Origin of the sequence: Clostridium sp. AM33-3 (assembly GCF_003480315.1) — a bacterium.
Classification (GTDB): Bacteria; Bacillota; Clostridia; order Lachnospirales; family Lachnospiraceae; genus Brotaphodocola.
Window position 1 is genome coordinate 26354 of record NZ_QUIV01000001.1, and the last position, 24137, is coordinate 50490.

The 24137-nt window shown below is 50.2% G+C and carries 21 protein-coding genes and 2 pseudogenes; 17 read left to right on the forward strand and 6 right to left on the reverse strand.

Annotation, left to right across the window (positions count from 1 at the left end; genetic code table 11):
- Positions 1-18: 18 nt before the first annotated feature.
- The 8 genes from iadA to DW819_RS00160 all read left to right on the forward strand — a co-directional run bounded on the left by iadA (position 19) and on the right by DW819_RS00160 (position 9532).
- Positions 19-1179, forward strand: a complete 1161-nt coding sequence (iadA, locus tag DW819_RS00125; protein WP_118731532.1) for a beta-aspartyl-peptidase — start codon at positions 19-21, stop codon at positions 1177-1179.
- Positions 1180-1313: 134 nt separating this feature from the next.
- Positions 1314-2300 carry a GGDEF domain-containing protein gene (locus DW819_RS00130; protein WP_243025442.1) on the forward strand — a complete coding sequence of 329 codons (987 nt, stop codon included), beginning with the start codon at positions 1314-1316 and terminating at the stop codon, positions 2298-2300.
- Between the two features lie 520 nt (positions 2301-2820).
- Positions 2821-4362, forward strand: a complete 1542-nt coding sequence (locus DW819_RS00135) for an L-lactate permease (protein ID WP_118731533.1) — start codon at positions 2821-2823, stop codon at positions 4360-4362.
- A gap of 86 nt (positions 4363-4448) precedes the next feature.
- Positions 4449-5585, forward strand: a complete 1137-nt coding sequence (locus tag DW819_RS00140) for an acyl-CoA dehydrogenase family protein (RefSeq protein WP_118731534.1) — start codon at positions 4449-4451, stop codon at positions 5583-5585.
- Between the two features lie 34 nt (positions 5586-5619).
- Positions 5620-6405: an electron transfer flavoprotein subunit beta gene (locus DW819_RS00145; RefSeq protein WP_118731535.1), complete on the forward strand. Its 786-nt coding sequence runs from the start codon at positions 5620-5622 to the stop codon at positions 6403-6405.
- 14 nt (positions 6406-6419) lie between these two features.
- Positions 6420-7352: an electron transfer flavoprotein subunit alpha/FixB family protein gene (locus DW819_RS00150; protein WP_118731536.1), complete on the forward strand. Its 933-nt coding sequence runs from the start codon at positions 6420-6422 to the stop codon at positions 7350-7352.
- Positions 7353-7399: 47 nt separating this feature from the next.
- The gene (locus DW819_RS00155; protein ID WP_118731537.1) at positions 7400-8818 is read left to right on the forward strand and encodes an FAD-binding oxidoreductase; all 1419 of its coding nucleotides are present in this window, start codon (positions 7400-7402) and stop codon (positions 8816-8818) included.
- A 12-nt stretch (positions 8819-8830) separates the two neighbouring features.
- The gene (locus tag DW819_RS00160; RefSeq protein ID WP_118731538.1) at positions 8831-9532 is read left to right on the forward strand and encodes an FCD domain-containing protein; all 702 of its coding nucleotides are present in this window, start codon (positions 8831-8833) and stop codon (positions 9530-9532) included.
- 261 nt (positions 9533-9793) lie between these two features.
- Here DW819_RS00160 and DW819_RS00165 read toward each other — a convergent pair.
- The 3 genes and pseudogenes from DW819_RS00165 to DW819_RS00180 form a co-directional block, all read right to left on the reverse strand.
- A pseudogene (locus DW819_RS00165) lies at positions 9794-10978 on the reverse strand (recombinase family protein); the annotation flags it as partial.
- A 278-nt stretch (positions 10979-11256) separates the two neighbouring features.
- Complete coding sequence (locus DW819_RS00175) at positions 11257-11652, reverse strand: replication initiator protein A (protein ID WP_118731539.1); 396 nt, start codon at positions 11650-11652, stop codon at positions 11257-11259.
- A gap of 111 nt (positions 11653-11763) precedes the next feature.
- Positions 11764-12177 (reverse strand): cysteine-rich VLP domain-containing protein, encoded by a 414-nt coding sequence (locus DW819_RS00180; RefSeq protein ID WP_118731540.1) that lies wholly within the window; start codon positions 12175-12177, stop codon positions 11764-11766.
- A 331-nt stretch (positions 12178-12508) separates the two neighbouring features.
- Between DW819_RS00180 and DW819_RS00185 the strand changes: the two genes are divergently transcribed.
- The 3 genes and pseudogenes from DW819_RS00185 to tnpA form a co-directional block, all read left to right on the forward strand.
- Positions 12509-13309, forward strand: coding sequence for a helix-turn-helix transcriptional regulator (locus DW819_RS00185; RefSeq protein ID WP_118731541.1), 801 nt, complete (start codon positions 12509-12511; stop codon positions 13307-13309).
- 46 nt (positions 13310-13355) lie between these two features.
- Positions 13356-14828, forward strand: a complete 1473-nt coding sequence (locus DW819_RS00190) for a glycoside hydrolase family 3 N-terminal domain-containing protein (RefSeq protein ID WP_243025445.1) — start codon at positions 13356-13358, stop codon at positions 14826-14828.
- A 413-nt stretch (positions 14829-15241) separates the two neighbouring features.
- Positions 15242-15679, forward strand: a pseudogene (gene tnpA / locus DW819_RS00200) (IS200/IS605 family transposase); the annotation flags it as partial.
- 221 nt (positions 15680-15900) lie between these two features.
- Here the strand turns inward: tnpA and DW819_RS00205 are convergent.
- On the reverse strand, positions 15901-16428 hold the full coding sequence (locus DW819_RS00205; RefSeq protein WP_118731544.1) for a GntR family transcriptional regulator: 528 nt from the start codon (positions 16426-16428) through the stop codon (positions 15901-15903).
- 56 nt (positions 16429-16484) lie between these two features.
- Here DW819_RS00205 and DW819_RS00210 point away from each other — a divergent pair, with 56 nt between their 5' ends.
- The 6 genes from DW819_RS00210 (at position 16485) to DW819_RS00230 (ending at position 21643) form a co-directional block, all read left to right on the forward strand.
- A complete protein-coding gene (locus DW819_RS00210) occupies positions 16485-16796 on the forward strand; it encodes a nucleotidyltransferase domain-containing protein (RefSeq protein WP_347560141.1) in 312 nt (103 codons plus the stop codon).
- Complete coding sequence (locus DW819_RS16035; RefSeq protein ID WP_279220921.1) at positions 16786-16911, forward strand: hypothetical protein; 126 nt, start codon at positions 16786-16788, stop codon at positions 16909-16911. The genes DW819_RS00210 and DW819_RS16035 overlap by 11 nt, the downstream gene beginning before the upstream one ends.
- Positions 16902-17942, forward strand: a complete 1041-nt coding sequence (locus DW819_RS00215) for a transglutaminase domain-containing protein (protein WP_118731545.1) — start codon at positions 16902-16904, stop codon at positions 17940-17942. The genes DW819_RS16035 and DW819_RS00215 overlap by 10 nt, the downstream gene beginning before the upstream one ends.
- A gap of 2 nt (positions 17943-17944) precedes the next feature.
- A complete protein-coding gene (locus DW819_RS00220; RefSeq protein WP_118731546.1) occupies positions 17945-18907 on the forward strand; it encodes a DUF3878 family protein in 963 nt (320 codons plus the stop codon).
- A gap of 75 nt (positions 18908-18982) precedes the next feature.
- The gene (locus tag DW819_RS00225) at positions 18983-19585 is read left to right on the forward strand and encodes a biotin transporter BioY (protein WP_347560142.1); all 603 of its coding nucleotides are present in this window, start codon (positions 18983-18985) and stop codon (positions 19583-19585) included.
- An 87-nt stretch (positions 19586-19672) separates the two neighbouring features.
- Positions 19673-21643 carry an oleate hydratase gene (locus DW819_RS00230; protein ID WP_118731548.1) on the forward strand — a complete coding sequence of 657 codons (1971 nt, stop codon included), beginning with the start codon at positions 19673-19675 and terminating at the stop codon, positions 21641-21643.
- A gap of 67 nt (positions 21644-21710) precedes the next feature.
- Here the strand turns inward: DW819_RS00230 and DW819_RS00235 are convergent, their stop codons facing one another.
- On the reverse strand, positions 21711-22907 hold the full coding sequence (locus tag DW819_RS00235) for an iron-containing alcohol dehydrogenase (protein ID WP_118731549.1): 1197 nt from the start codon (positions 22905-22907) through the stop codon (positions 21711-21713).
- Between the two features lie 71 nt (positions 22908-22978).
- A complete protein-coding gene (locus DW819_RS00240; protein ID WP_118731550.1) occupies positions 22979-23818 on the reverse strand; it encodes a polysaccharide deacetylase family protein in 840 nt (279 codons plus the stop codon).
- Between the last annotated feature and the right edge of the window lie 319 nt (positions 23819-24137).

The window sequence follows — 24137 nt, forward strand, 5'->3', positions numbered from 1 at the left end:
AATAGAGGAGAAAAAAGCATGATCAAACTGTTGAAAAACGCAAATGTTTATGCACCGGAGAAACTGGGGAAAAAAGATATCCTGGTGGAGGGAGAGAAGATCCTTCTTCTGCGGGATTCGATTGAGGGGTACGAGGGCCTTCCGGGGGTGGAGACCTATGACCTGGAAGGAAAAACCGTTGTTCCGGCGTATATTGACCTGCATGTGCATATCACCGGAGGCGGCGGAGAGCAGGGACCGGCATCCCGTGTCCCGGAATCCCAGCTCAGCGAGTTTTTCAAAAACGGTATTACCACCGTAGTAGGACTTCTGGGAACCGACGGCGTGACACGCAGTGTTGAGAATCTGGTGGCCAAGGCCCGTGCCCTGACCGAAGAGGGAATGACAGTATATACTCTGACCAGCTCCTACGGTTATCCGCCGACCACGCTCACCGGAAGCGTAGAGCGTGATATCATCCTGGTTCCGCCGATGATCGGCGTCAAAGTGGCGGTATCCGACCACAGAAGCTCAAATCCTGGCGGCGAGGAGCTGATCGCGTTGGCAACTGCAGCCCGCAGGGCAGGTCTTCTGAGCAATACACCGGGACTGGTAACCATGCATATGGGCGACGGGGACGGAAGACTGGATCCGGTCTTTTATGTTCTGGACCACTCCGATGTTCCGGCCAAGAACCTGATTCCGACCCATATTTTGCGTAATCCGGGTCTGATCGACGCAGGTGCTGACCTGGTGCGCCGCGGCGGCTATATTGACTGCACTGCAGGCGCGGATGATGAGGAGGTGGAATCCGATACCATGAAGCTTTATGAGCTGCTGCATCGTGAGGGCGTGAGCCTGGACCATGTGACCATATCCAGTGACGCGTTCGGCAGTCAGCCGCGCTTCAATGAGGAAGGCGAGTGCGTTGGACTGACCTATGCATCCCCGAAGTATCTGCACCGCACCATTCAGATCCTCGTGAGAGAGGGAATGCCGCTTGAGGATGCCCTGCAGCTTCTGACCAGCACTCCGGCCGTGCTCCTTGGAAAGGAAGGTATCAAGGGCTGTGTGGCAGAAGGCGCAGACGCGGATCTTTTGGTGTTGGACGCGGATCTGAATATCAACAGTCTGTTTGCCCGCGGGAAGGTTGCTGTGTGGGAGCAGGAGGTAAGGATGAAGGGAAGATTTGAACAGTAAGAAAAAAATAGGAGAATGATATGACTGATTTATACTTTTTTATCTTGACTGCCATTAATCTTTTTATACTCCTTTTTATGTGTGTCCTGATCACGCTGAGTGAAACCCTGAATCCCAGACAGGTGAGGGGATTTTTGGTTACGTTTATTCTGATCGGCAGTATTTCCATTCTGGAGCTGATTTCCGTTCTGGTGAACGACGGACCGCTCTGGTTGCGCTGGCTGAACATTCTTTCCAATTACCTGGGCTTTGGCCTGACTCCTGCAGTGCCGATCTGTCTCGTGTATACCCTGAACTGCTCGGAAGGCAGGACAAGGACGCTTAAGGCAGCAGTGGCCCTGGAAATCCTGTATCTGCTTCTGCTGACTGGCTCTCTGTTTTCCAATGGTCTGGTGTTTTCTGTAGATGCGGCAAACCATTATTCCCGACAGAGCGGATTCCACATTTACATGTTCATGTATTATCTGGGAATCGCTTATCTGCTGTTCAGCTCCCTGGAAATGGCCAGAAATTTTCAGAACAGGGGGCGGGAGCTGATCTATGCCCTTGCCGGATTTCTGGCCGTTGGGACGCTGGTACAGATCCTGATTCCGGAAATCCACATTACCTGGCTTTGCGTCACACTGATTGCAGTGCTGTATTTTCTGTACTGCAACGAGATGTGGAATCAGCTGGATGGACTGACGGGACTGCTGAGCCAGAAGAGCTATCTGAACCGAACCATGAATCTGGGAGTAAAAGACCGTATGCTGATCGTGCTTGACGTGGATGATTTCAAGCACATCAACGATACCCTCGGCCATCTGATCGGAGACCAGTGCTTAAAGGAAATCGCGGATTGCCTGAAAAAGGCATATTCCCGATACGGAAACTGCTACCGCATCGGGGGCGATGAGTTCTGTGTTCTGCTGCAGGAGCCGGAAAAAGAAAAATTCTGCAGGGAAAAGTTTTTCTGGGCCATGGAAAAGCGCAGAAAAGAAGTTCCCATTCTGCCGCAGGTTTCCTACGGAAGCGCTGAACTTCTGGAACAGGAAAGCATTCTTGACGCGAAAGAGCGGGCAGACCAGAATATGTATGAGGATAAAAAAGAACACAAGGCGAGAGTGACAGTTACGGAATAAAACCCATTCCGTAACTGTCATTTTTTCATTTTCGTCATTTTTACCTATAAAAACAGAGGAGACAGAGGACCGGAGAAAGCATGCAAAAACTCCAAAAACTTGTCGACAAGTATACAAATAGAAAGCCAGAAAACTTGCAAAACGAAACAAAAGTTAAAAAAATAACGAAATATAAGCGGAGATGGATCTTGTGAAGAGATTTTATGAAAAAGATAATATGTATAGATAGACATGTTTGTATAACCATGCAGCAATTTTTATATTTCAGGAGTATCTATGGAAAAAAATTGTGGCACTAATAAATGGACCTACCAATCAAACATTGTTAAAAAAATTTCGCCCAAAAACGGCAGATATTTCTTGTAAAAGTTACATATTGCAGAAAAATACCAGACTGAATATAATCGCAGTATCAAAAATAACCGCGGCACATGAATGATGAAACGAAAATAAAGTCTCGAGATTTACTTTGATTGTCTGCATGGACATTATTGGTTGAGCAAATTTGGGAGGTATTTTTATGTTTCTTTTGTTTCTGCTGGCGATGATCCCGATCCTCTGGCTGGTCATCGCACTCAGCGTTTTGAAGATGCCCGGTCACAAAGCCTGTTTTCTTGCCTGGCTCCTGACTGCATTCTTATCTGTGGTATGTTGGAAATTTCCGGCAGGGAATATGGCAACAGCAACGCTGGAGGGCGTGCTGAACGCACTCTGGCCAATCTGCCTGGTCATCATTGCAGCACTTTTTACCTACAACCTGATTTTAAAGACAGGCGCGATGGAAGAAATCAAGAAGATGCTTGCTGGCGTGTCGAAGGATAAGCGTGTTCTGCTCCTTCTGATCGGCTGGGGCTTTGGAAACTTCATGGAAGGTATGGCAGGCTTTGGAACCGCGGTTGCGATCCCGGCATCGATGCTCGCAGGCATCGGCGTGGACCCGATCGGAGCAGTAGTCGGATGTCTCGTGGTCAATTCCACGCCAACCGCCTTTGGCTCTGTCGGAGTTCCGACGGTAACACTTGTTTCTGTGGCCGGAGTAGAAACCATGGCATTATCCGCGCATGTGGCAATGCTTCAGGCAATCCTGGTCATCCTTTCCCCCTTCCTTCTGGTGGCGATCGGCTCCAGAAGCGTAAAGGCGCTTAAGGGCATGGTTCCCATGATCCTGATCGCGGCACTGTCTTACCTGATCCCCTGGTATGCAGCTGCCTGCTTCATCGGACCGGAGCTTCCGGATATCATCGGTTCCATCTGCTCCATGGTCTGCATTGTGCTGGCATCGAGAGTGCTGAACCGGGAACCGGCTCCGGAGTATTCCATTGAAGTATTCGGGAAAACGGCAGGCGACAGCTTCACTGTGGGTGAGGGCTTAAAAGCCTGGTGCCCGTTTGTTCTGATCTTCATTCTGCTGATGGCAACCTCGAATCTGTGTCCGCCGGTTCACAATGCGATCGCCGGGATCAAAAGCTCAGTGCAGATTTACAGCGGGGAAAATGCCGGAAAGCTTTCCTTCAGCTGGATCAATACGCCGGGCGTGATCATTTTTGCGGCAGCCATCATCGGAGGTCTGGTGCAGGGAGCAGCGCCGGACGTCATGGCAGGAGTATTGGCAGAGACACTGAAAAAGTACTGGAAGACTATTGTTACTATCTGCTCTGTTATGGCAACCGCAAAGATCATGAGCTACAGCGGCATGATCTCCGACATCGCAAAACTGCTGGTGGAGGTTACCGGAAGTGCATATCCGTTCATAGCGCCGCTCATCGGTGCGGTCGGAGCCTTTGTTACCGGCTCCGGAACATCCACCTGCGTTTTATTTGGTGGTCTGCAGAGCCAGACCGCAGCATCTCTGGGCTTTGACCCGTCCTGGATGGCGGCAGCGAATGTATGCGGAGCCGGAATCGGCAAAATGGTCTGTCCGCAGAGCATTGCGATCGGTGCGGGAGCAATCGGCGCAGTCGGAGCGGAGAGCAAGATCCTGGGTACGGTATTTCAGTATTTTGCACTGTTCGTAGTGCTGGCAGGAGGTATCTGCTTTGCAGGCGTGCTGATGGGGATCTGATCCCTCAGCATGAGGCATGTGCCGTAGCACATCCTGTTTCAAAGCATTTCATTATGACAACAATTTCTAAAAGGAGGAACTTACATATGAGTTACATTATTTCTGAAGATGGCAAGGAGCTTTTAAAGGATGTCCGTGATTTCTGCGTCAACGAAGTAAAGGAGCAGGTGAAGGAGTACGACATTTCCGGTGAGTGGCCAAAAGAGATTTACGATAAGGCGATCGAGATGCAGCTTCACATGATGGATGTTCCGGAAGAGTATGGCGGACTTGGGCTGGATCATATCGATCAGGCAGCCATTGTAGAGCAGATTGCCTGGGCAGATGCCGGTGTGGCAGTTACCTTAAACGGCAACGGACTGGCTTTAAAGCCGGTACTCCTGGCAGGAAACGATGAGCAGAAGCAGAAATGCTGTGATATCATCATAAATGGCGGCTTTGGCTCCTTTGCACTGACGGAGCCGAATGCCGGCTGCGATGCCGGTGCAGGAAAGACCACAGCGGTCCGTGAGGGTGATGAGTACATATTAAATGGAAGAAAGTGCTTCATTACCAACGCAAGTGTGGCAGATTTCTTTGTTGTAACCGCAATGACAGCGAAGGATCAGGGAACAAAAGGCATATCCGCCTTCCTGGTATACAAAGGAACTCCTGGTTTAAGCATTGGCAATCATGAGAACAAGATGGGTATCCGCTGCTCCACCACCAGTGATGTGATCCTTGAGGATGTAAGGATCCCGGCTGAGAACCGTCTGGGAGAGGAAGGAACCGGATTCATCACCGCCATGAAGACTCTGGATCTGGCCCGTACCTGGTGCGCAGTGATCGGTGTCGGCGTAGCCCAGAGATGTATTGATGAAGCAGTTGCCTACTCCAAACAGCGTGTTCAGTTCGGCAAACCGATCTGCAAGAATCAGGCAATCCAGTTCAAGATCGCTGATATGGAGATCCGCACCGAGGCATCCAGACAGCTGATCGCCCATTCCATCCGTCTGGCTGATATGGGACTTCCGTTCAGCAAGGAATCCGCGGCAGCAAAATGCTTCACAGGAGATTCTGTGATGCAGACTGCCATTGATGCAGTACAGATCCTGGGCGGCTACGGCTACAGCCGTGAGTATCCGGTTGAGAAGCTGATGCGTGACGCGAAGATCTTCCAGATCTTTGAGGGAACCAATGAGATCCAGAGAATGGTAGTCGGAAGAGCCGTAATCGGAAAATAAAGAAGAACACTGGTTGAAGGAGGATATAGAGAATATGGATATTCTGGTATTTGTAAAACAGGTTCCGGATGACAGCGTGGAGATCCATCTGGACGGGGCTGGCGTACCGGCAGTCAAGGATGTAGAAAAGGTAACCAACGCGTTTGATACTTATGCACTGGAGCTTGCAACACGCTATACGGAGGCAAACGGCGGTGAGGTTACCGTGGCAGCCATTGGAACTGAGGACTGCACCAGCATGATGAAAAACCTTCTGGCAGTTGGCGCAAAGAAGGCATACTTATTCAAAGACGATGTTTTCGCAAGCGCAGATGAAGGTGCTGTTGCAGCATACCTTGCAAAGGCAGTTAAGAAATGTGAGGCAGAGAATGGACAGCCCTACGGCATGATCCTCTGCGGCAAGGAATCTACCGATGAGATCAGCGGTCAGGTTGGCGCACGCCTGGCAGAAATCCTGGGAACCGGCTTTGTATCCAGCGTGATCGAGGCAGAGCCGCAGGGCGATGGTCTTGTGGCCAAGCAGGAAACAGAGGAGGGCTATATCCGCTACAGCGTGGCACAGCCAGCAGTATTCACCATCGCAAAACCGGCCTACGATCCGCGTTATCCGAACATTAAGGCAAAGCTGGCAGCGAGAAAGGCCGTTGTGCCGGTATTTTCCGCTGCGGACGCAGATATTTCAGGAGAAGAATCCAGGGTATCTCTGAAGGGCTACAGTGAGCCGTCAAAGAGAAGCGCAGGTATCCGCATCAAGGAAAAAGAGGCAGCGGACGCAGTGAGCAAGGCAATGGAAAAGATGCTTCAGGATAAGGCATTGTAAGGAGGAGACCGCAGATGAAAGTACTGGTATATATTGAAACAAAAGAGGGTGCACCGGTTCCGGGCAGTCTGGAGCTTCTGACTGCCGCAAAGGAGCTTGGCGAGACAGTTGCCGTTGCCGCAGAGGATAAAGCTGCCGCAGAGAAGGCAGCAGCTTATGGAGCAAAGGTTACCGTATTAAAAACCGGTGAAGCTTCAGAAGATGCACAGACCGCTGCGCTGGAGAGCTATATCCGGGAAGTACAGCCGGAGCTGGTCCTGTTTTCCGGCACACAGCTCGGAAAAGACCTGGCACCGCGTCTGGCTCAGCGCTTTGACGCAGGCTGCGTAACCGATGTGACGATCATTGACAAGACAGACAGCGGACTGGAATTTGTACGGCCGGCATACGGCGGAACCATTCTGGAGCGCCTTTTCGTATCCGGTCCCATCCAGTTTGCAACTGTCCGCAGCGGCAGCTTCGAAAAACCGGAGGCTGCAGAGGGCAGCGTAGAGGAAAAAGACATGCCGTTCGCTGAAGATATCCCCAAAGCAAAGGTTCTGGACGCAGCGAAGGAAATTACGGAAGCCATTGATCTGGAAGGTGCGGATGTCATTGTGACCGGAGGCCGCGGCATGGGTGACGCCGAAGGCTTTAAGCTGGTGGAGGAGCTGGCAGCACTGTTAGGCGGTGTGGTCGGAGCGTCCCGTCCGGCCATCGAGGCAGGCTGGGCATCCCGTGCTCACCAGGTAGGCCAGTCCGGCAAGATCGTTGCGCCGAGACTTTACATTGCCTGCGGTGTATCCGGAGCCATGCAGCATGTATCCGGTATCATGGGATCCAAATATATTGTAGCCATCAACAAGGATGAGGCTGCCTCCATTTTCGATATCGCGGATGTCGGTATTGTGGGAGATGTCAAAGAAATCCTTCCGCTTCTGATCGAAGAAATTAAAAAACGGAAATAAACTTGATGCCTGGGGGAGTTACCCTTATAATATGAGGAGGAATTACAATGGAAAAATATAATCAGCTGACTCCGGAAATTATTGCCCAGATTCAGGCAGTGTCAGATCACGTGCTCACAGGAGACGATATCAACGCAGACTTTGCAAGAGATGAGATGCCGATCTACGGCACCCATATGCCGGACCTGGTAGTTCAGCCAACCTCCACCGAGGAGGTTGCGGCAGTCATGAAGATCTGCTACGAAAATACCATCCCGGTGACTCCGAGAGGCGCCGGTACCGGCCTTGCAGGCGGTGCGGTTCCGCTTCTTGGCGGTGTGCTCATGGATACTTCCAAGATGAACCGGATCTTAAGCTACGACATGGAAAACTTTGTCGTAGAGATAGAGAGCGGCGTGCTCTTAAATGATCTGGCTAATGACTGTATAAGCAAAGGCATGATGTATCCGCCGGATCCGGGCGAAAAATTTGCCTGTGTAGGCGGAAACGTATCTACGAACGCAGGCGGCATGAGAGCGGTCAAATATGGAGCAACCCGCGATTACGTGCGTGCCATGACCGTGGTCCTGCCGACCGGCGAGATCACCCATCTGGGCGCGACCGTATCCAAGACCTCTTCTGGCTACTCCCTGCTGAACTTGATGATCGGCTCCGAGGGAACACTGGGTATCATCACGGAGCTGACCTTAAAGATCATTCCGGCACCAAAGGTAGTGGCATCCCTCATCATTCCGTTTGCGGATTTAAATACCGCGCTTTCCGCTGTTCCGAAGATCAAAATGTCCGGCTTAAATCCGCAGGCCATCGAGTTCATGGAGCGTGAGATCGTCTTAAGCTCCGAGCGCTACATTGGCCGCAGCGTATTTCCGCAGGAGCTGGAGGGACAGCAGATCGGTGCTTATCTTCTGGTGACCCTGGATGCAGGCAGCCAGGATGAGCTGGACAATATGCTGGAGCAGATGGCAGAGCTGGTACTGGATGCGGGTGCTATGGATGTGCTGGTAGCGGATACCCCGGCCAAGATCAAGGATGCCTGGGCAGCACGCTCCTCATTCCTGGAAGCAATCATGCATGAGACAAAGCTGCTTGATGAGTGTGACGTTGTAGTTCCGGTCAATAAGATCGCAGATTATCTGGATTTTGTCAATAAGACCGGTGAGGATTGCGGACTGGTGATCAAGTCCTTCGGTCACGCAGGTGACGGAAACCTTCACATTTACCAGTGCTCCAACGACCTGGAGGAGGAAGAGTTTAAGTCTCGTGTCGACAAATTCTTTGAGATTATTTATAGGGAAGCTACCAATTGCGGAGGTCTGGTATCCGGCGAGCACGGAATCGGCTCCGGCAAGATTAAATACCTGGTAGATTCCGTCGGAGAGACCAACATGGCTCTCATGGAAGGCATCAAGCGCGTCTTCGATCCGAAGATGATCCTGAATCCCGGAAAGGTCTGCTATCGTCTGTAGGAGGAATTTTACTTGGAAGAGAAAAGCAGCCAGAAAGCATACGAACGTGTATTTGATTATTTTACGGCGGAGATTACCTCAGGTAGTCTCCGCCTGAATGATAAGATCCCGACGGAGCGTGCTCTGTCGGAAAACTTAAAGGTCAGCCGCAATTCCGCAAGAGAAGCACTTCATGTTCTTGAGATGATGGGGCTGATCGAGTGCATTCAGGGAAGCGGAAACTATATCCGCTGCAATACCAGAGAGTATATGACAAAGCTCATGTCCCTGACCATGGTGCTGCAGCATATCAATCATACAGAAGTCTTTGAGATGCGCTGCGGATTCGAGCAGACGGCCCTGGCGGCAGCAATGGAAGGCGCTCAGCCGGAAGAGCTTGCCCGGATGAAGGAAGTACTGGAAAAGATGGATCAGCCCATGAGTGCACAGGACAGCGCAGCCATGGATGTGAAGTTCCATAAGATTTTAATGGAGATGTCCCACAACCAGCTGATGATCTTCTACGTAGACCAGATGGAGGATCTGCTGAGGCTGTTTGTAAAGGATCTGAGATCGTCGATCCTTTCGGACCGCCGCCGTTCCGCCGTGCTACGCAAGGCGCACTGGGACATTTACGAAGCGCTTGTGGCTCACGATGAGGCAGCAGGCGCAAAAGCCCTGAAAAAGCATTTTAACGTGGTGCGCAAGCATCTGCACAAACTGGTCGAAATCTGACATGGAAAAACGGAGGAAAACTGTCTGCCCGGCAGTTTTCCTCCGTTTTTATTGTGTCACAGTAAAAATAAACCCCCTGATATGCAGGGGGAGGGCAGATCTTTAGATATAAGTAAACTCCTGTGCTAGAATAAACGTGGGTCTGTAAAACCACAAATAAAAGCACAGGAGGTCCAAAATGAACAATAATGGTTTAGCCCATACAAAAGTACAGTTTACAAGGGACTACACAGGGTAGGTATCTGACGGGGGTTCCGCCCGTCAGATTTTCCATGTGATGTTCAAGCTGTCGCTTGTAGCGGCTGTGGTGGTAATCATCAAGTCCACCACCCGCCGCTTGTCGTCAAAGGATACATTCTCCCAAGTGTCGAGGTAGCCGGAAATTTGGCTGACCTGTTCCGGGCTGATGGCTTCCACCGTCAGCTCCGCTATCCTCGCCAGAAGTTCCTGCTTGCGCCCGTCCAGTTCCGCTATCTTCACATTCACATAGGAGAGCAGGACATTGTTTGCACCCGTCAGACTGTCCACCAGCTTTTCAATCTCGCTGTCCACATGGGCAAGCTCCACTTGCAGTGCTGCAATTTTCGGGTTTGCCTTTGCCGCTTTCTTTCTGCCTGTCAGAGTCTTGTAGCTTGCCAGTTTCTTTACCATCTGCTGATAAACAACCGCTTCCAGCTCCGAAGTGATGATTTTCCCGCACCCGGCACAGCTTTTATTGTCCAGCCGTTTCGTACAGCGAAGGTATTGCTTGCCGGAGGAATTGAAGATACTCATAAGGGCATACCCGCAGTTCCCGCACTTGATTTTTCCCGCCAGCCATGTATGGGTGGCTTTCCGGGCAGACTGGATTTTCATGTTGTTCATCAGCTTCTTGCGGCAGGTCAGCCAGATGTCAGAGGGGACAATGCCCTCATGGGGAGCCAGTACCAGCATTTGGTCTTTCAAGTCGTTCTTTTTGCTGGGCTTCACATCCCGCCCTTGATACAGATAGCAGCCGTTCATGCCAGTAAAATCGGCAGCGTCATTGACAATGACCGTCCCTTGACTTTTGAAAAACTCATACACATCAAGGTCTGCCTGCACATAGACAGGATTGCGTAACATCTGCGCCAGCGTGGGGCGTATCAGCTCTTTGCCATGGAACAAAATCCCCTGTTCGGCAAAGTACCGGGTAATGTCCCCGTAGGAGGTTGTGGGCTGAGCATACATCTCAAACATCAGCCGGATATTTGCCGCTTCGTCTGGATTTACCACCAGCTTTTTTGTATTGATACCGTCCATCTTAATCGGCTCTGTATGGAAGCCGTAAGGGGCTTTCCCACCCATCTTGAAACCTCGCTGGCTGTGGGAATAGTAAGCGTCCGTTACTCGCTTCTGTATGGTTTCCCTCTCAAGCTGGGCGAACACGATACAGATATTTAACATCGCCCGCCCCATCGGGGTGGCGTACTGTTCCTTTTGCCGTTCGTGATGGGCTTCCAGCGGTCTTGCCGGATTGCCTTTGTGTTTTTCAAATCGCAAGATTGCGTGTTGTGCCATGAAACTCCTTTCCCCATTCCGTTCTTTTCCGGGACTTTTCCACAGGAAAATCCCGCAGAAAATATCTCAGATAGGATAGGAATGGATAAGATATAAATAAAATCGTTTTAATCTCTGTATTTCTATATACCGTCCGGTTTTCGTACTTCAAGAGGATTGATTATCGTACTTGTGGAGTGCGGTTTTCAGTCCTCCGGCGTACCATAACCGGATTTCTTGAAGTCGGTGTTTGGAACCGCTTCATAGGATTTGGGGTAAATGCGGTTGGGTTTTCCACAGCCCTGCTTCTGGATCTCCACCAGTCCGACATATTGCAGCTCCCGCAGGGTGTTGACCGCCTTCTGCCGCCCGCAGTGGAGCAGTTCCACTACCTCATTGATGGGATAGTAGAGGTAAATGCGCCAATATTCGTCCGCCCAGCCGTTTTTCCGGGACAGGTCTGTCCGGCGCAGGATAAAGGCGTACAGTACCTTTGCTTCGTTGGACAGGGGTGTGAATGTGGGGGCTTCAAAGAGAAAATTGGGAAGCCGGATAAAGCTGACCACCTTTTCCGGCTGATGGATATAAATGGTGTTTGTCATATCGTGTTTTGTGGACGGTTAGAAGCCTGTTTCCGGGGGCAGACGGTAGTTTCTATTGCCTACCCCTGTTCTGTGCTTGTAAAGCCTTGTAAATCAAGGACTTTTCAGCCCCTAACTGTCCACACAAGACCTCCTTTTCCGTTCACTTTCTGTTTTCTGCCGCCTGTGAACTCTGGTGGCGCAGTCGGGACAGTATTTCGCCCGGTTGGACTTTGGGACGAACACTCTGCCGCAGACCGCACAGCGTTTTAGATCCTTATCCCGGAAAACCTCCGCTTCCAGCGTTCCGATTTGCGGCAAGACCGACCAGCGGAACCACTTGCAGCAGACCGAGAAAGAAATGGTCTGGGGGCAGGCGTGGATGTCTCCATCGTCAAGGAACATACAGTTCCCGTCCTCATAACAGCAGCACTCCCGGCGGATCAGGGCGTTTGCCTGTTTCCTCTGTGTCGGTGTCATGCGGTAAAGGGAGCCGTCCGGCTTGCGCTCTATGGGCGGCAGTTGTTTATATGGGTTCTCTCTCATGTGTTCCCTCCATTTTTCCTTTGCCGTTTTCCCCGAAAAGGCTTCCTGCCCCATTCCTGCGGCGTGTTCCAGCGTTGGCACGCTCCCCGGACTTCGGGACATTTTGTCCCGAAGTGGCTCGTTGCGGTGCTTCCCCTGCCGGGGTATTCCTTTTCGGATGGTCATTCATTTTTCAAGGTGCAGTTCATCGATGAACTACCCTAAGTCTACACGAAAAAAATGCAATTCCCGGAATCTTGCGAGAATTGCATTTTAGGGCAATATTCAATTTCAAAATTGCAGTTCTGCAATTTTCTTGTATAATGGGAAATAGGAAAAGGAGGTGCTGTGTATGGCTTTACACGGAACACCCGGACAAAGGATTTCTGATTTGTGCAACGGCAATCATATTTCTCAAAAGCAACTTGCGGAGAAGATAGGCGTATCTGCTTCCCAGTTGAGCCGCATTGTCAGTGGGGAAACAAAGACGGTCAGCAGCGATATTCTCATAGGCGTGGCAAAGGAATTTAAGGTATCAACGGACTACATATTAGGCTTGTCCACCTTGAGTGTCCGTAAAAGTTATGATATTTCTGAATTAGGATTGTCCGAGGGAGCTGTGAGAGGGCTTGTGGCAGGTACAGTCGATGTGCAAATCCTTAACCGTCTGTTGGAACACAGGAACTTCCCGAAACTGATGGATTTGATACGGATTTATTTTCAAGACACAGCGGCAAAGGGTATCATGGCACGAAATCAGCTGATTGAACTGGCAACGGCTTCCTTGTCCGATCTGATGAAAGAACACCCGGAACATCGGGCAGAAGCAAAACAGGATTTGCAACTTCTGAACGCACAGAAGATGGGAGAACATGAAGCGGAAATTGAAAAAATCAAGAATGTATTTCTTGCTATCCTGCGAGATATTAAGAAAGATATGGACAACAGAGAACAGCTAGGAGAAGCTGTGACCGCCGCTATGTTCCAAACCATGCAGGAAACCATGAAAGACCACCAGCAGGAGCTGCTTTCTATGGACGATGTAACTGCTATGATTGCCGGACAGATTGGGAAGTTTCTTCCGATGGACGAGGAAACGGCGGAACAGTTCCGGCAGTTGGCAAAGAGGATGATGGAGCAGGTAGGAAAATAATTGCAGAAAAATATATATAGTTTTATAAAACAATCAGGAGGATTACATGAGACGGGTAAAAAAAGAAAAAAGGAATAAAGTGCTTATTTTTAGTGTGATTATCTTGCTTCTTGTATGTGCAGGCATTGCGATAGCCAGTTTGCATAAAGTAAATAATATTTTGTTGGAAAACTCGTCTGAGGCAACAATAGAAATTATTGGAAATTCAAGTACAACTGAACCTGCACAAGAGCTTCGAGGAACTGTAAAAGATGCAACAATGAATACTCTAACTGTTCAAGGTGAGGATAATCGTGAATATTATTTTGAAACAGAAGGTGTAAATATTTCAACTGGTGAGACAGGAATAGTGATTGGGAATCCAGTGACAGTTTCATATCATGGCAAATTGGATTTGAATGCATCTGTACAAGAGGTTGAATTACTTTCCATTACGGTTACGGATTCCAGTTTGAATACCGAAAATCCTGAACCAACAACTGGTGAAACAGAGCCAAGTCCCCCTTCTGCTTCCGTGACACAGAAAGCACAAGAAATTCTAAATGCAATGACGCTGGAAGAAAAAGTTGGACAGATGTTTATTGCACGCTGTCTCGAAATAAATAGCGTACAGAAGGTAAAGGAGTATAATCTTGGAGGTTATATTCTTTTTAGCCGAGACTTTTCTGGAAAAACAAGAGATGAAATTATCCAGAATATTCAAAGTTACCAAAGTGCAGCAAAAATCCCCATGTTTATCGGAGTAGATGAAGAAGGAGGCACTGTCAACCGTGTTAGCACAAACCCTAATTTGCGAGCTGTGCCTTTCTGGTCCCCTCAAGAACTCTATGCTGAAGGTGGCTTTGATTTGATTCAAAGTGACACACAAGAAAAATGTGAATTATTAAATAGTTTGGGGATTAATTTGAACTTTGCCCCAATCTGCGATGTTTCGCAAAATCCAGAGGATTTTATTTATGACCGGAGTTTTGGACAGAACGCAGAGCAAACTGCCGCTTATGTCCACTTAGTTGTGCAAACCATGTTTCAAGAAGGTATGGGGAGCGTCCTAAAGCATTTCCCCGGGTACGGAAATAATGTGGATACACATACAGGTATTGCTTATGATAATCGCACCTATGAAACATTTTTGAACTCAGATTTCTTGCCGTTTCAAGCAGGAATTGATTCTGGAGCCAATATGGTATTAGTTTCTCATAATGTGGTATCCTGCATGGATAGTCAAACCCCTGCTTCGCTGTCTTCACAGGTACACAAAATCCTGCGGGAAGAATTAAAATTTACTGGAGTTATTATTACAGATGACTTAGCTATGGATGGTGTGCGCAATTTTGCAGAAGACACAAAAATTGCAGTTCAAGCTGTGAAGGCAGGAAATGATATGTTATGCTGCACAGATTTTGAGGTGCAAATTCCAGCCATACTTGAAGCAGTCAAACAGGGAGAAATTAGAGAGGAACGAATCGATGAATCTGTTTTACGCATATTAGAATTAAAAATTTCACTTGGGATAATATAAAGGTTTATTTACAAATAGTCTAAAATTTCAGTTTTTACGGGAGTGTGTCCACAAGTTCGGTGTAGAACGAGGAACGGGGACTTTCATATACGCCCCGTCTGCTGATGAAACCAGTCCTGCGCTTGCGGCTCCACGTCACGCAATCACAACCCTGTTTTCCTGCTGCTTCAAACGCCTTTGCCCTCCCCGGCGGCAACCTTATTTTCGCAGCAACGCCGACAGAGCGTATAACACACTACACTTTGCAAGCAAAGTCGTGTGCCAAGGGGCAAGCCCCTTTGGAAACCTCGGACAACAAAACAGGCTGAATATCTCGCACTTTCCCGGTGCTTGATACTCAGCCTTTATTTGTTGTCAGCAGCCCCCGTTTCGTGGTCTGCGTGTAGTTCCTTGTAAACTGACCTAAATAGGAATGCAAGTATCATATCGTTTTTGCACCGAAGTATCGTAGACAAGTAATTTATAAGGATATCAAGGCAGATGTGGGACAGATATTAGGAACATTATGCAGAAGAAAAGGAATCGAGATAATCGAAGCAGAATGTATGCCGGATCATGTACATATGCTGGTCAGAATTCCACCCAAATATTCAGTGTCCGAAATAGTAGGATATTTGAAAGGGAAAAGTTCACTTATGATCTTCGAAAAGCATGCGAATTTGAAATATAAATATGGAAACCGGCATTTCTGGTGTCGAGGATATTATGTGGATACAGTCGGAAAGAACACAGCTGCAATCAAAGCATACATTCAGAATCAGATAAAGGAAGATTTGGAATACGATCAGATGACATTAGTAGAGTACATCGACCCGTTCACGGGTGAGCCGGTAAAGAAAAACAAGAAATAAACCTCTTGGAGAGGTAGTAGGAAATCAAAGCAAACCTGCAAGCCCCTTTTGGGGCTGCGCCGGAATAAGGTAGCACTGCATATGCCCTTTTAAGGGCGGCTGTGAATGTGGTGCAGCTGGCAGACTCTTAGTGCGCCTTCCGGGCGCAAGCAGGGAAAAGCCCCTTATAGGGGCAGAACAAGCCACCCGTTAAGCGGATGGTCTTGACTTCGGACGCACGATTAACCGGCGGATGTGCCCGTCCCGAGCGGATAGTGATGCTCCGGTGAAACATTCATGCCGCGGGAGCGGTAGAGATAGCCCGCGATAGCCTTTCGCAGCGCCGGCACACCGAGAAAATGAGCCCGCTGTACCAGCTCCAGGTCGTATTCGCTCAAAACCTCCCGCATGGTCTTGCGCCAGAGGGAGAAAGGAAATTTCTCATAGATGGTATTGTTGGAGGTAAAGTCCGCATACCAGGTATCTTCTTTGTAAAGCGGTTCAGGGTCTTCGGAAGCAAAGTTCCGATCGGCGGTCCGCTCCGGCGTAGACACGGAGCAGGCGAAAGTAGAGGAGCGTTCCGGTGCGGTTTCCAGCTTTGCGGCAAAGTAACCGCGCTTCTCCTCAGAGGTGATATAGCCCTCCGTCAGGAGCTGGTCATAGGCATTCATGACCGTACGCACACTGATCTGGTTGTCTGCAGCCAGTTCTCGTTTGGATGGCAGCTTAGTATTTACAGACAGGTTTTTGAAATTCGGTGCGAAAAGCAGAAAATAATGATATAATGTTTCCTGATAAGAAAATGAAAAACAGGTGGATGATGGGAATGAAGCTAGAAAGCAGGCTTAGCAGTGAAAGCGGGATACGTAAGCAGGTGTTGGATGAAACAATCGGTCTGGCGGTAAAATATGGTGTGAAACGTGTGGAATTATTCGGATCCAGAGCACGGGGAGATTATAAAAGAACCAGTGATATTGACCTTGCCGTGCGTGGTGGGGACATTCCGCGTTTCCGTCTGGACATAGAAGAAGAAACGTCAACACTGCTTAAATTTGATATTGTGGATCTGGATTCGCAAATGCAGGATGAACTTCGCGAATCCATCCGCAGGGAAGGGAAGGTATTGTATGAAAAATAATGTCGCGCATTCTTACAACCATAAAATCGCACTGGGAATTGTCGATGCGGCGAAAAATGAGTTCTATCAGATGTTCTGCGATTTACGGAAAGAAGTGGAGACAACATGGCTGTAGCGTATTACTATGATCACATGACAAAACCGAAACAGGCGGCTTACCGCAGCATGCTGGCGGGCCTTACAGAGCTTTCAGACAGTTTTCAGCTTCCTCTTTTAGATGCAAGGGAGCTTTCAGAAGTATTTCTGCAGCTGCGCCTGGATCACCCGGAATTGTTCTGGGCATCGGGATTTCATTTCCTTCATTATCAGGATTCGCCGAACCTGATCATGAAGCCGGAGTATCTGTTTGATAAAGGCAAGGTGCGGGAGCACCAGAAGGCCATGGCATCCAGGGTGGAGAAGCTGGCGCGACCGGCCAGAACACTTCCTGAGTGGGAAAAAGAAAAATACATTCATGATTTTATCTGTGAGAATGTTCGCTACGATAAATTAAAAAAAGCCTATTCTCACGAGATCATAGGTCCGCTGGGACAGGGCGTGGGTGTCTGCGAGGGCATTGCCAAGGCGGTGAAGGTTCTCTGTGACGCACTTGGACTCTGGTGCATGATCGCCATCTGCGGCAATAACCCGGAAAAAGGCATCAAATACCGGCATACCTGGAATATTGTCCGAATTGATGGAGTTTATTACCATCTGGATGTCACGTTCGACAACAGTCTTGGAAAATGCAGTATGACAGGTGAGGAAATCCGCTACGATTATTTTAATCTGGATGACAAATACATCTTCCGGGATCACGAGCCGCTCATTGCCCCGGCGCCGTCCTGTACGAACGGAGATCATTTCTACTATAAAGAAAAGAAGCTGTCCTTCACAAAGCTGGAGGAGGTGAAAAAACGGGCGCTGCAGGCAGCAAAGAAGGGAAAACTTTTCACATTCCACTGGCGTGGCGGCTATCTGACCAGACAGGTTCTGGAGGAACTGCTGGAACAGATCACGGAAGCCGGAAAGGAGCGGGGGAAAACGCCTCATGTGAGCTTAAACTGGTCCCAGGCGGTCCTGCGGATTCGCTATACGGAAGAACCGGCGTCAGCACCGGAACCGGATGTAAATATGGAAGAAGCGAATGAGGGAGAGAAGGAATAGTTATGAACGTATATCGGATGCTGGAAATACTGGGAGAGCAGAATCAGTTTGAGCTTCTGGAGGGTGAAAACGGATTTCATACGCCGCAGGATATCCGTCTGGTGTATCTGATGAACGATGCGGTGGAGTGTTTTCTGACCTTTCGGAATGCGCGGATCACGGGAGAATATCTGCCGGACTACAGCGGAGAACTGGGAACCCGGCTGGACCGCAATGAAGAGCGCTCCTCCCTGGTGGTGCATCAGGGTCACAATGTATTTACCATTTTTTTTGAAAAGCTGGAGCTGGAATATGAGCTTTACAACTATGGCGAGATTGGCCATTTCTGGGTAAAGGGTTATGAATATCTACGGCAGCTCGAATACCGCATTGCTATTTTGTGGGACAAGTACGAGTACATGGGCGAGGACTGCTGCAGTGAAATGGAACAGAAGCTTGCGTGGCTGGCGAAATTTCCACCATTAAACTTTACCAGCTACCCTTCTGTGCCGCCCCAGTATCTTCCGGACCGGGAGGATGGCTGGCAGCTGGCGCCGGAGGCTCTGGAGGTTATGACGGATCTGGCAAAGGAAGCCGCAGATGCGTCGTTCCTTCGCGCGCTGGAGCTTTACGGAAAACATTCCGGCAGGTGGATGACAAAGTACATTGCTGTACTTTTGCACCGGAAGAAGCACGCAAAGGTTGTGGATCTGCTGACAGGGAAGCTGAAGCAGGCATCGGCTGTCCATCCCTGCCGGAGCTTTGGACCGGAGCGGGATGCCCGGTATGCACAGATCATGAAGGCGGCAGTGGCAGGGCAGCAGGCCCTGGAAGAAAAGGGGATCCGGTCTGTTGTCCTTCGGGAAGAGCCCTTTGTCCATGCCAGTGACACGCTGGAGTTTAAAGCACATCTGATGATCTGGATGCCGGGATGGTTCAATCGGAAAACAGAGATCCGGACCTTTACCTGCGAAAAACCGGAATAGGCTTTTTTCTTGTTTTATTGCAGGAAAACGGTTATAATGGTCCGTGAATATTTATAAAAGGAATGAAAAATGCGAATGAAAGATAAAATCATAACATCCCGCAGTTCCTCCCGGAGCATTACCCAGGATGTGGCAGTCTGCGGCTTATTTACGGCTCTGATCGCCGTGGGCGCTTTTATAAAAATCGTGATCCCGGTGGGCGCGGATACCATGAACTTTACCCTGCAGTGGCTGTTTGTGCTGCTGGCTGGTCTGCTTCTTGGTTCGAAGCGCGCATTTCGCAGCGTCGCGGTTTATCTGATCACCGGTCTCATCGGCTTTCCGATCTTTGCGCGGGGCGGCGGACCGGCGTATCTGCTGCGGCCGACCTTTGGCTTTCTGCTGGGCTTTGCCCTGGCAGCGTGGGTGATCGGCTTTTTATGTGAAAAGCTCCGGCCGGCAAAATCCATCACCTGTTTTTTCACCACGCTGGTCGGGTTTGTGCTCTACTACGGAACGGGGATCCTTTATTTTTACCTGATCACACATCTGATGGCATCCCGGACGCCGGTGGGAATGGGCGTGATCGTTGGCGTTTACTGTCTGCCGACCATGCTGCCGGACCTGATGCTCTGTGTGCTGGCGGTCATGCTGGCGGGACGTTTACGGCCTGCAGTTTCAGCAGTGCTCAAAGCCTGAATAAGGCCGGAGGGGTTTGGGAATACTTGACAGAAAATCATACATGCTTACAAATATATGTTTTTCAATAGGAAGGAGAAGACTGACATGAACAAGAAACTTGCAAAACTTGGGGCAGCATCACTGTTAGCAGTCGGTGCCGGAAGCGTGCTGATGAAAAAAAACCGAATGAAATCAGCAGATCCGGAGGCAAAAGCGCAGCGCGAGAAGGAATTAAAAGAGTTTCGCAACACCGAGCGGGGCAAACAGGCAAAAAACAGCAAGGGTATCTATTATTCCAACGGCAACTACGAGGCATTTGCCCGCCCGGAAAAGCCGGAGGGCGTGGATGACAAATCAGCCTACATCGTGGGAAGCGGCCTGGCTGCCCTGGCAGCAGCCTGCTTTTTAGTCCGCGACGGACAGATGAAGGGCGGGCACATTCACATTCTGGAGGCCATGGACATTGCGGGCGGTGCATGCGACGGCATTGAAGATCCGCTCCGCGGCTATGTTATGCGTGGCGGCCGTGAGATGGAAGACCATTTCGAGTGCCTGTGGGATCTGTTCCACAGTATTCCGTCTCTGGAGATACCGGGAGCTTCCGTACTGGACGAGTATTACTGGCTGAACAAGCATGACCCGAACTATTCCCTCTGCCGCGCAACGAAAAACCGCGGAGAGGATGCCCATACAGACGGCAAGTTCAACTTGAGCCAGAAAGGCTGCATGGAGATCATGAAGCTGTTCTTCACCCGGGATGAGGACCTCTACGACAAGAAGATCGAAGATATCTTCGATGACGAAGTATTCGGTTCCACCTTCTGGCTGTACTGGCGCACCATGTTTGCCTTTGAAACCTGGCACAGCGCCCTGGAGATGAAGCTGTACTTCCAGCGATTTATCCATCATATCGGCGGACTTCCGGATTTCTCCGCACTGAAGTTCACCAAGTATAACCAGTACGATTCCCTGATCCTGCCGATGCAGAAATATCTGGAGAACGCAGGCGTTCAGTTCCAGTTCAACACCCGCGTGACCAACGTGCTGTTCGATATTGAAGGCGCGAAGAAGACTGCGAAGAAGATCATCTGCACCGTAAATGGCGTGGAGACCGAGATCCCGTTAACCGAGAAGGATCTGGTATTTGTTACCAACGGAAGCTGTACCGAGGGCACCATCTACGGTGACCAGAACCACGCGCCGGTGGGAGACGCGGAGAAACGTGTCAGCGGCTGCTGGGAGCTCTGGAAGAACATCGCAAAGCAGCATGAGTCCTTTGGACATCCGGAGAAGTTCTGCTCCGATACCGAAAAGACCAACTGGGAGTCCGCAACCGTCACCACCTCCGATGACAAGATCATTTCCTATATCCAGAAGATCTGCAAGCGCGATCCGAGAAGCGGCCGCGTGGTAACCGGTGGTATCGTCAGCTGTCAGGATTCCAAATGGCTGTTAAGCTGGACCATCAATCGTCAGGGCCAGTTTAAGACCCAGAAGAAGGAAGATGTCTGCGTCTGGGTATACAGTCTCTTTACCGATGTGCCGGGCGATTACATCAAGAAGCCGATGAAGGAATGCACCGGTAAGGAAATCACAGCGGAATGGCTGTATCATCTGGGCGTTCCGGTGGAAGAGATTGACGAGCTGGCAGAAAATCACGCAGTCTGTGTTCCGACCATGATGCCGTATATTACAGCATTCTTTATGCCGAGACGCAAAGGCGACCGCCCGGATGTCATTCCGGATGGCAGCGTAAACTTCGCATTCCTTGGTCAGTTTGCCGAGACTCCGCGTGACACCATCTTTACCACCGAGTATTCCGTCCGTACCGCAATGGAGTCCGTATACGGTCTTCTCGGCGTGGACCGCGGTGTGCCGGAGGTATGGGGCAGCGTCTACGATATCCGCAACCTCTTAGACAGCACCGTGAAGCTGATGGACGGCAGGTCCCCGCTGGAGATGGAGCTTCCGGGACCGCTCAATATGTTAAAGAAACCGCTCTTAAAGAAACTCAAAGGAACTGTGATCGAGAAGGTCCTGCGGGATCATGATGTGATCCGGGATGGGATGATCTGAACAGACTAGCATTCATAACGAAGGGCCTGGAAGTCGCCGTCGGCGGCTTCCAGACCCTGTTTCTTTTTTATGCGAATTTTTCCGTGTGATCTGCTGCTTTATAAATCTGGTAAATCTCTTCCTCTCCAAGAACACGGAACGCTCCGATGCTCCGCGTCCGGTGGTAGGTGCAGCGGTACGCAAGGTCGTGAAGGGTGACATCATCCTGGAGGCCAATGTCCTTGTTTTCCTCCATGGAGGTTGGCATGCCGATGGAGCGGAAGAAGGCAACGGTCTTTTTCATGCCCTCCAGAGCGGCTTTTTCCTCATCAGCTTCGGTGACTCCCCAGACATTTCGGGCAAAGCGTGCAAACCGGGATGGCTTTGTCCGGTACACAGCCTTCGCCCAGGCACCCCAGACGGTGGCCAGGGAAGCTCCGTGGGCGGTATCAAACATGGCGGACAGCTCGTGTCCCAGCTGATGTACGGCGAAATCCTTCACGCCGCCGAGACCGGTCAGTCCGTTGTGGGAGAGGGAGCCTGCCCACATCAGCTCACTCATGGAATCATAGTCCTTCGGATCCTGCACAGCAATGCGGCCCTTGGCAATAACGGTGCGCAGAAGCGCTTCTGCGATGGCATCTGTCAGCTCATTTTCATAGGGATTGAAATACCGGTCCATGGTGTGCATCATGATATCGGTCACGCCGCAGGCTACCTGGTACGGCGGCAGCGTCATGGTCAGCTCCGGGTTCATGATGGCAAAGCGCGGGCGGATCAGCTCCGTGCCTAAACCACGTTTTTCTCCGGTGGCAAGGTTCGTCAGAACCGAAGCGTCACTGGATTCACTTCCGGCAGCTGAAATGGTTAGAACAGCGCCGACCGGAAGCGCGCGGCGTGGAGTCTTTTCCCGGGTCCAGAATTCCCAGATGTCGGTCGGGGCATTGGCCGCGCCGATGGCAATGGCCTTGGCGGTATCGATCACGGAACCGCCGCCGGCGCCGATCACGAAATCAGCACCGGATTTCAGAGCGAGCTTTACGCCTTCTCTGGCGTGCTCCAGAGTCGGGTTGGCCCTGACACCGCCAAAGAGCTCATAGGGGATCTGGTTTTCGGACAGGAGCTCACAGAGCTGGCTGAGCAGCCCGCTTCGCTCAATGCTCCCGCTTCCGTAGACAAGAAGCGCACGGCTTCCGCCGTATTTGCGGATCTGCTCTGCTAACTGAAGCTGGGTATCTTTTCCGAAGACAATTTCGGTCGGGCAATGATATGTAAATGCATGCATGATAAATCCCTCCTTTTCTGAGGAATATCATAACATGGATGACCGGAAAATGCCAGCGGCTTCCCAGCGGTTCATGCATTGCCGGTTAGTTCATCCAGGGTACCGAAGCGGTATCCCATCTCCTCCCATTTTGTCAGAAGCTCATCTAATATTTCTCCGTTGGTTTTTGAGGTGCTGTGGAGCAGCACGATCGCACCGGGGTGTATGCGGCCCAGCAGCTTTTTGAAGGCTTCCTCGTGGGTGGGCTGCTTGTTTTCATACCAGTCCACGTAGGCAAGGCTCCAGAAAAAGGTATGGTATCCCATGTCCTTTGCCATTTTTAAATTGGCTTCACTGTATTTTCCCTGGGGCGGCCGGTAATACTTTTTCATGGTCTGTCCGGTGACTTCCCGGTACTTCTGCTCCAGCTTTGAAAGCTCTTCCGAAAAAGAGGCCTGATCCGCAATTTTAGACATGTCCGGATGGTGCCAGGTGTGATTGCCGACCGTGTGTCCTTCTGCCACCATGCGCTTTACCAGCTCCGGGCTTGTTTCCAGATAGTTTCCCACCAGGAAGAAGGCCGCCGGCGCGTGATGCTTTTTCAGGGCATCCAGAATCGCGGCGGTGTTTCCGTTTTCGTAGCCGGCATCGAAGGTCAGGTAAATGACAGGATCGGTGGTATCCGCAATGTAGTGGGCCTGGAACTGCTTTAAGTAATCTGAGGTGGCATTGGCTACAGGAGGTTTCCCCTCCTGCTGAAAGCTGAGACCCCAGTTATCGCAGGAGGCAGAAGTTGGGAGGGCTTCCCGGTTGCGAAGGGAGGAAACGGTGTGGGCCAGGACATTTCCGGCAAAAAACGCGCACAGGAACAGTGCGGTGGCTGCGGCCAGCTTTTTGCAGATCATACGTTTTGGATGGGGAAAGAATTGCATAAGATTCTCCGGTCAGAACATCTTCCTTCTATATTTATGGAAGAGTGAGTGATTTCAGAAGCAGATGCTTCTGGGACTGGCCGCAGAAAAACGCGGTAATTTAAGGTTGCTGTACACGGGTAGGCATTTTCTGAACTGAAAATGCCGTATGATATCGTGGTGGCAGCAGATTTTGCCGATTTGGAATGCGAAGCATCGGCAAAATCCGTTGCTGTTTGCGCAACGCGTGAACAGTAACAATTTAAGAAATCTGATGACAAGTTTAAGAAAGTTGTCATGTTTCATAAAATAATTCCATGCTATAATAAAACGAACGTAA

What these genes read in the sequence shown, in the direction of transcription:
- iadA (WP_118731532.1), top strand. Translation starts at nt 19, where the DNA reads ATGATCAAACTGTTGAAAAACGCAAATGTTTATGCACCGGAGAAACTG.
- DW819_RS00135 (WP_118731533.1), top strand. Translation starts at nt 2,821, where the DNA reads ATGTTTCTTTTGTTTCTGCTGGCGATGATCCCGATCCTCTGGCTGGTC.
- DW819_RS00140 (WP_118731534.1), top strand. Translation starts at nt 4,449, where the DNA reads ATGAGTTACATTATTTCTGAAGATGGCAAGGAGCTTTTAAAGGATGTC.
- DW819_RS00145 (WP_118731535.1), top strand. Translation starts at nt 5,620, where the DNA reads ATGGATATTCTGGTATTTGTAAAACAGGTTCCGGATGACAGCGTGGAG.
- DW819_RS00150 (WP_118731536.1), top strand. Translation starts at nt 6,420, where the DNA reads ATGAAAGTACTGGTATATATTGAAACAAAAGAGGGTGCACCGGTTCCG.
- DW819_RS00155 (WP_118731537.1), top strand. Translation starts at nt 7,400, where the DNA reads ATGGAAAAATATAATCAGCTGACTCCGGAAATTATTGCCCAGATTCAG.
- DW819_RS00175 (WP_118731539.1), bottom strand. Translation starts at nt 11,652, where the DNA reads ATGACAAACACCATTTATATCCATCAGCCGGAAAAGGTGGTCAGCTTT.
- DW819_RS00180 (WP_118731540.1), bottom strand. Translation starts at nt 12,177, where the DNA reads ATGAGAGAGAACCCATATAAACAACTGCCGCCCATAGAGCGCAAGCCG.
- DW819_RS00185 (WP_118731541.1), top strand. Translation starts at nt 12,509, where the DNA reads ATGGCTTTACACGGAACACCCGGACAAAGGATTTCTGATTTGTGCAAC.
- DW819_RS00190 (WP_243025445.1), top strand. Translation starts at nt 13,356, where the DNA reads ATGAGACGGGTAAAAAAAGAAAAAAGGAATAAAGTGCTTATTTTTAGT.
- DW819_RS00210 (WP_347560141.1), top strand. Translation starts at nt 16,485, where the DNA reads ATGAAGCTAGAAAGCAGGCTTAGCAGTGAAAGCGGGATACGTAAGCAG.
- DW819_RS16035 (WP_279220921.1), top strand. Translation starts at nt 16,786, where the DNA reads ATGAAAAATAATGTCGCGCATTCTTACAACCATAAAATCGCACTGGGA.
- DW819_RS00215 (WP_118731545.1), top strand. Translation starts at nt 16,902, where the DNA reads ATGGCTGTAGCGTATTACTATGATCACATGACAAAACCGAAACAGGCG.
- DW819_RS00220 (WP_118731546.1), top strand. Translation starts at nt 17,945, where the DNA reads ATGAACGTATATCGGATGCTGGAAATACTGGGAGAGCAGAATCAGTTT.
- DW819_RS00225 (WP_347560142.1), top strand. Translation starts at nt 18,983, where the DNA reads ATGAAAGATAAAATCATAACATCCCGCAGTTCCTCCCGGAGCATTACC.
- DW819_RS00230 (WP_118731548.1), top strand. Translation starts at nt 19,673, where the DNA reads ATGAACAAGAAACTTGCAAAACTTGGGGCAGCATCACTGTTAGCAGTC.
- DW819_RS00235 (WP_118731549.1), bottom strand. Translation starts at nt 22,907, where the DNA reads ATGCATGCATTTACATATCATTGCCCGACCGAAATTGTCTTCGGAAAA.
- DW819_RS00240 (WP_118731550.1), bottom strand. Translation starts at nt 23,818, where the DNA reads ATGCAATTCTTTCCCCATCCAAAACGTATGATCTGCAAAAAGCTGGCC.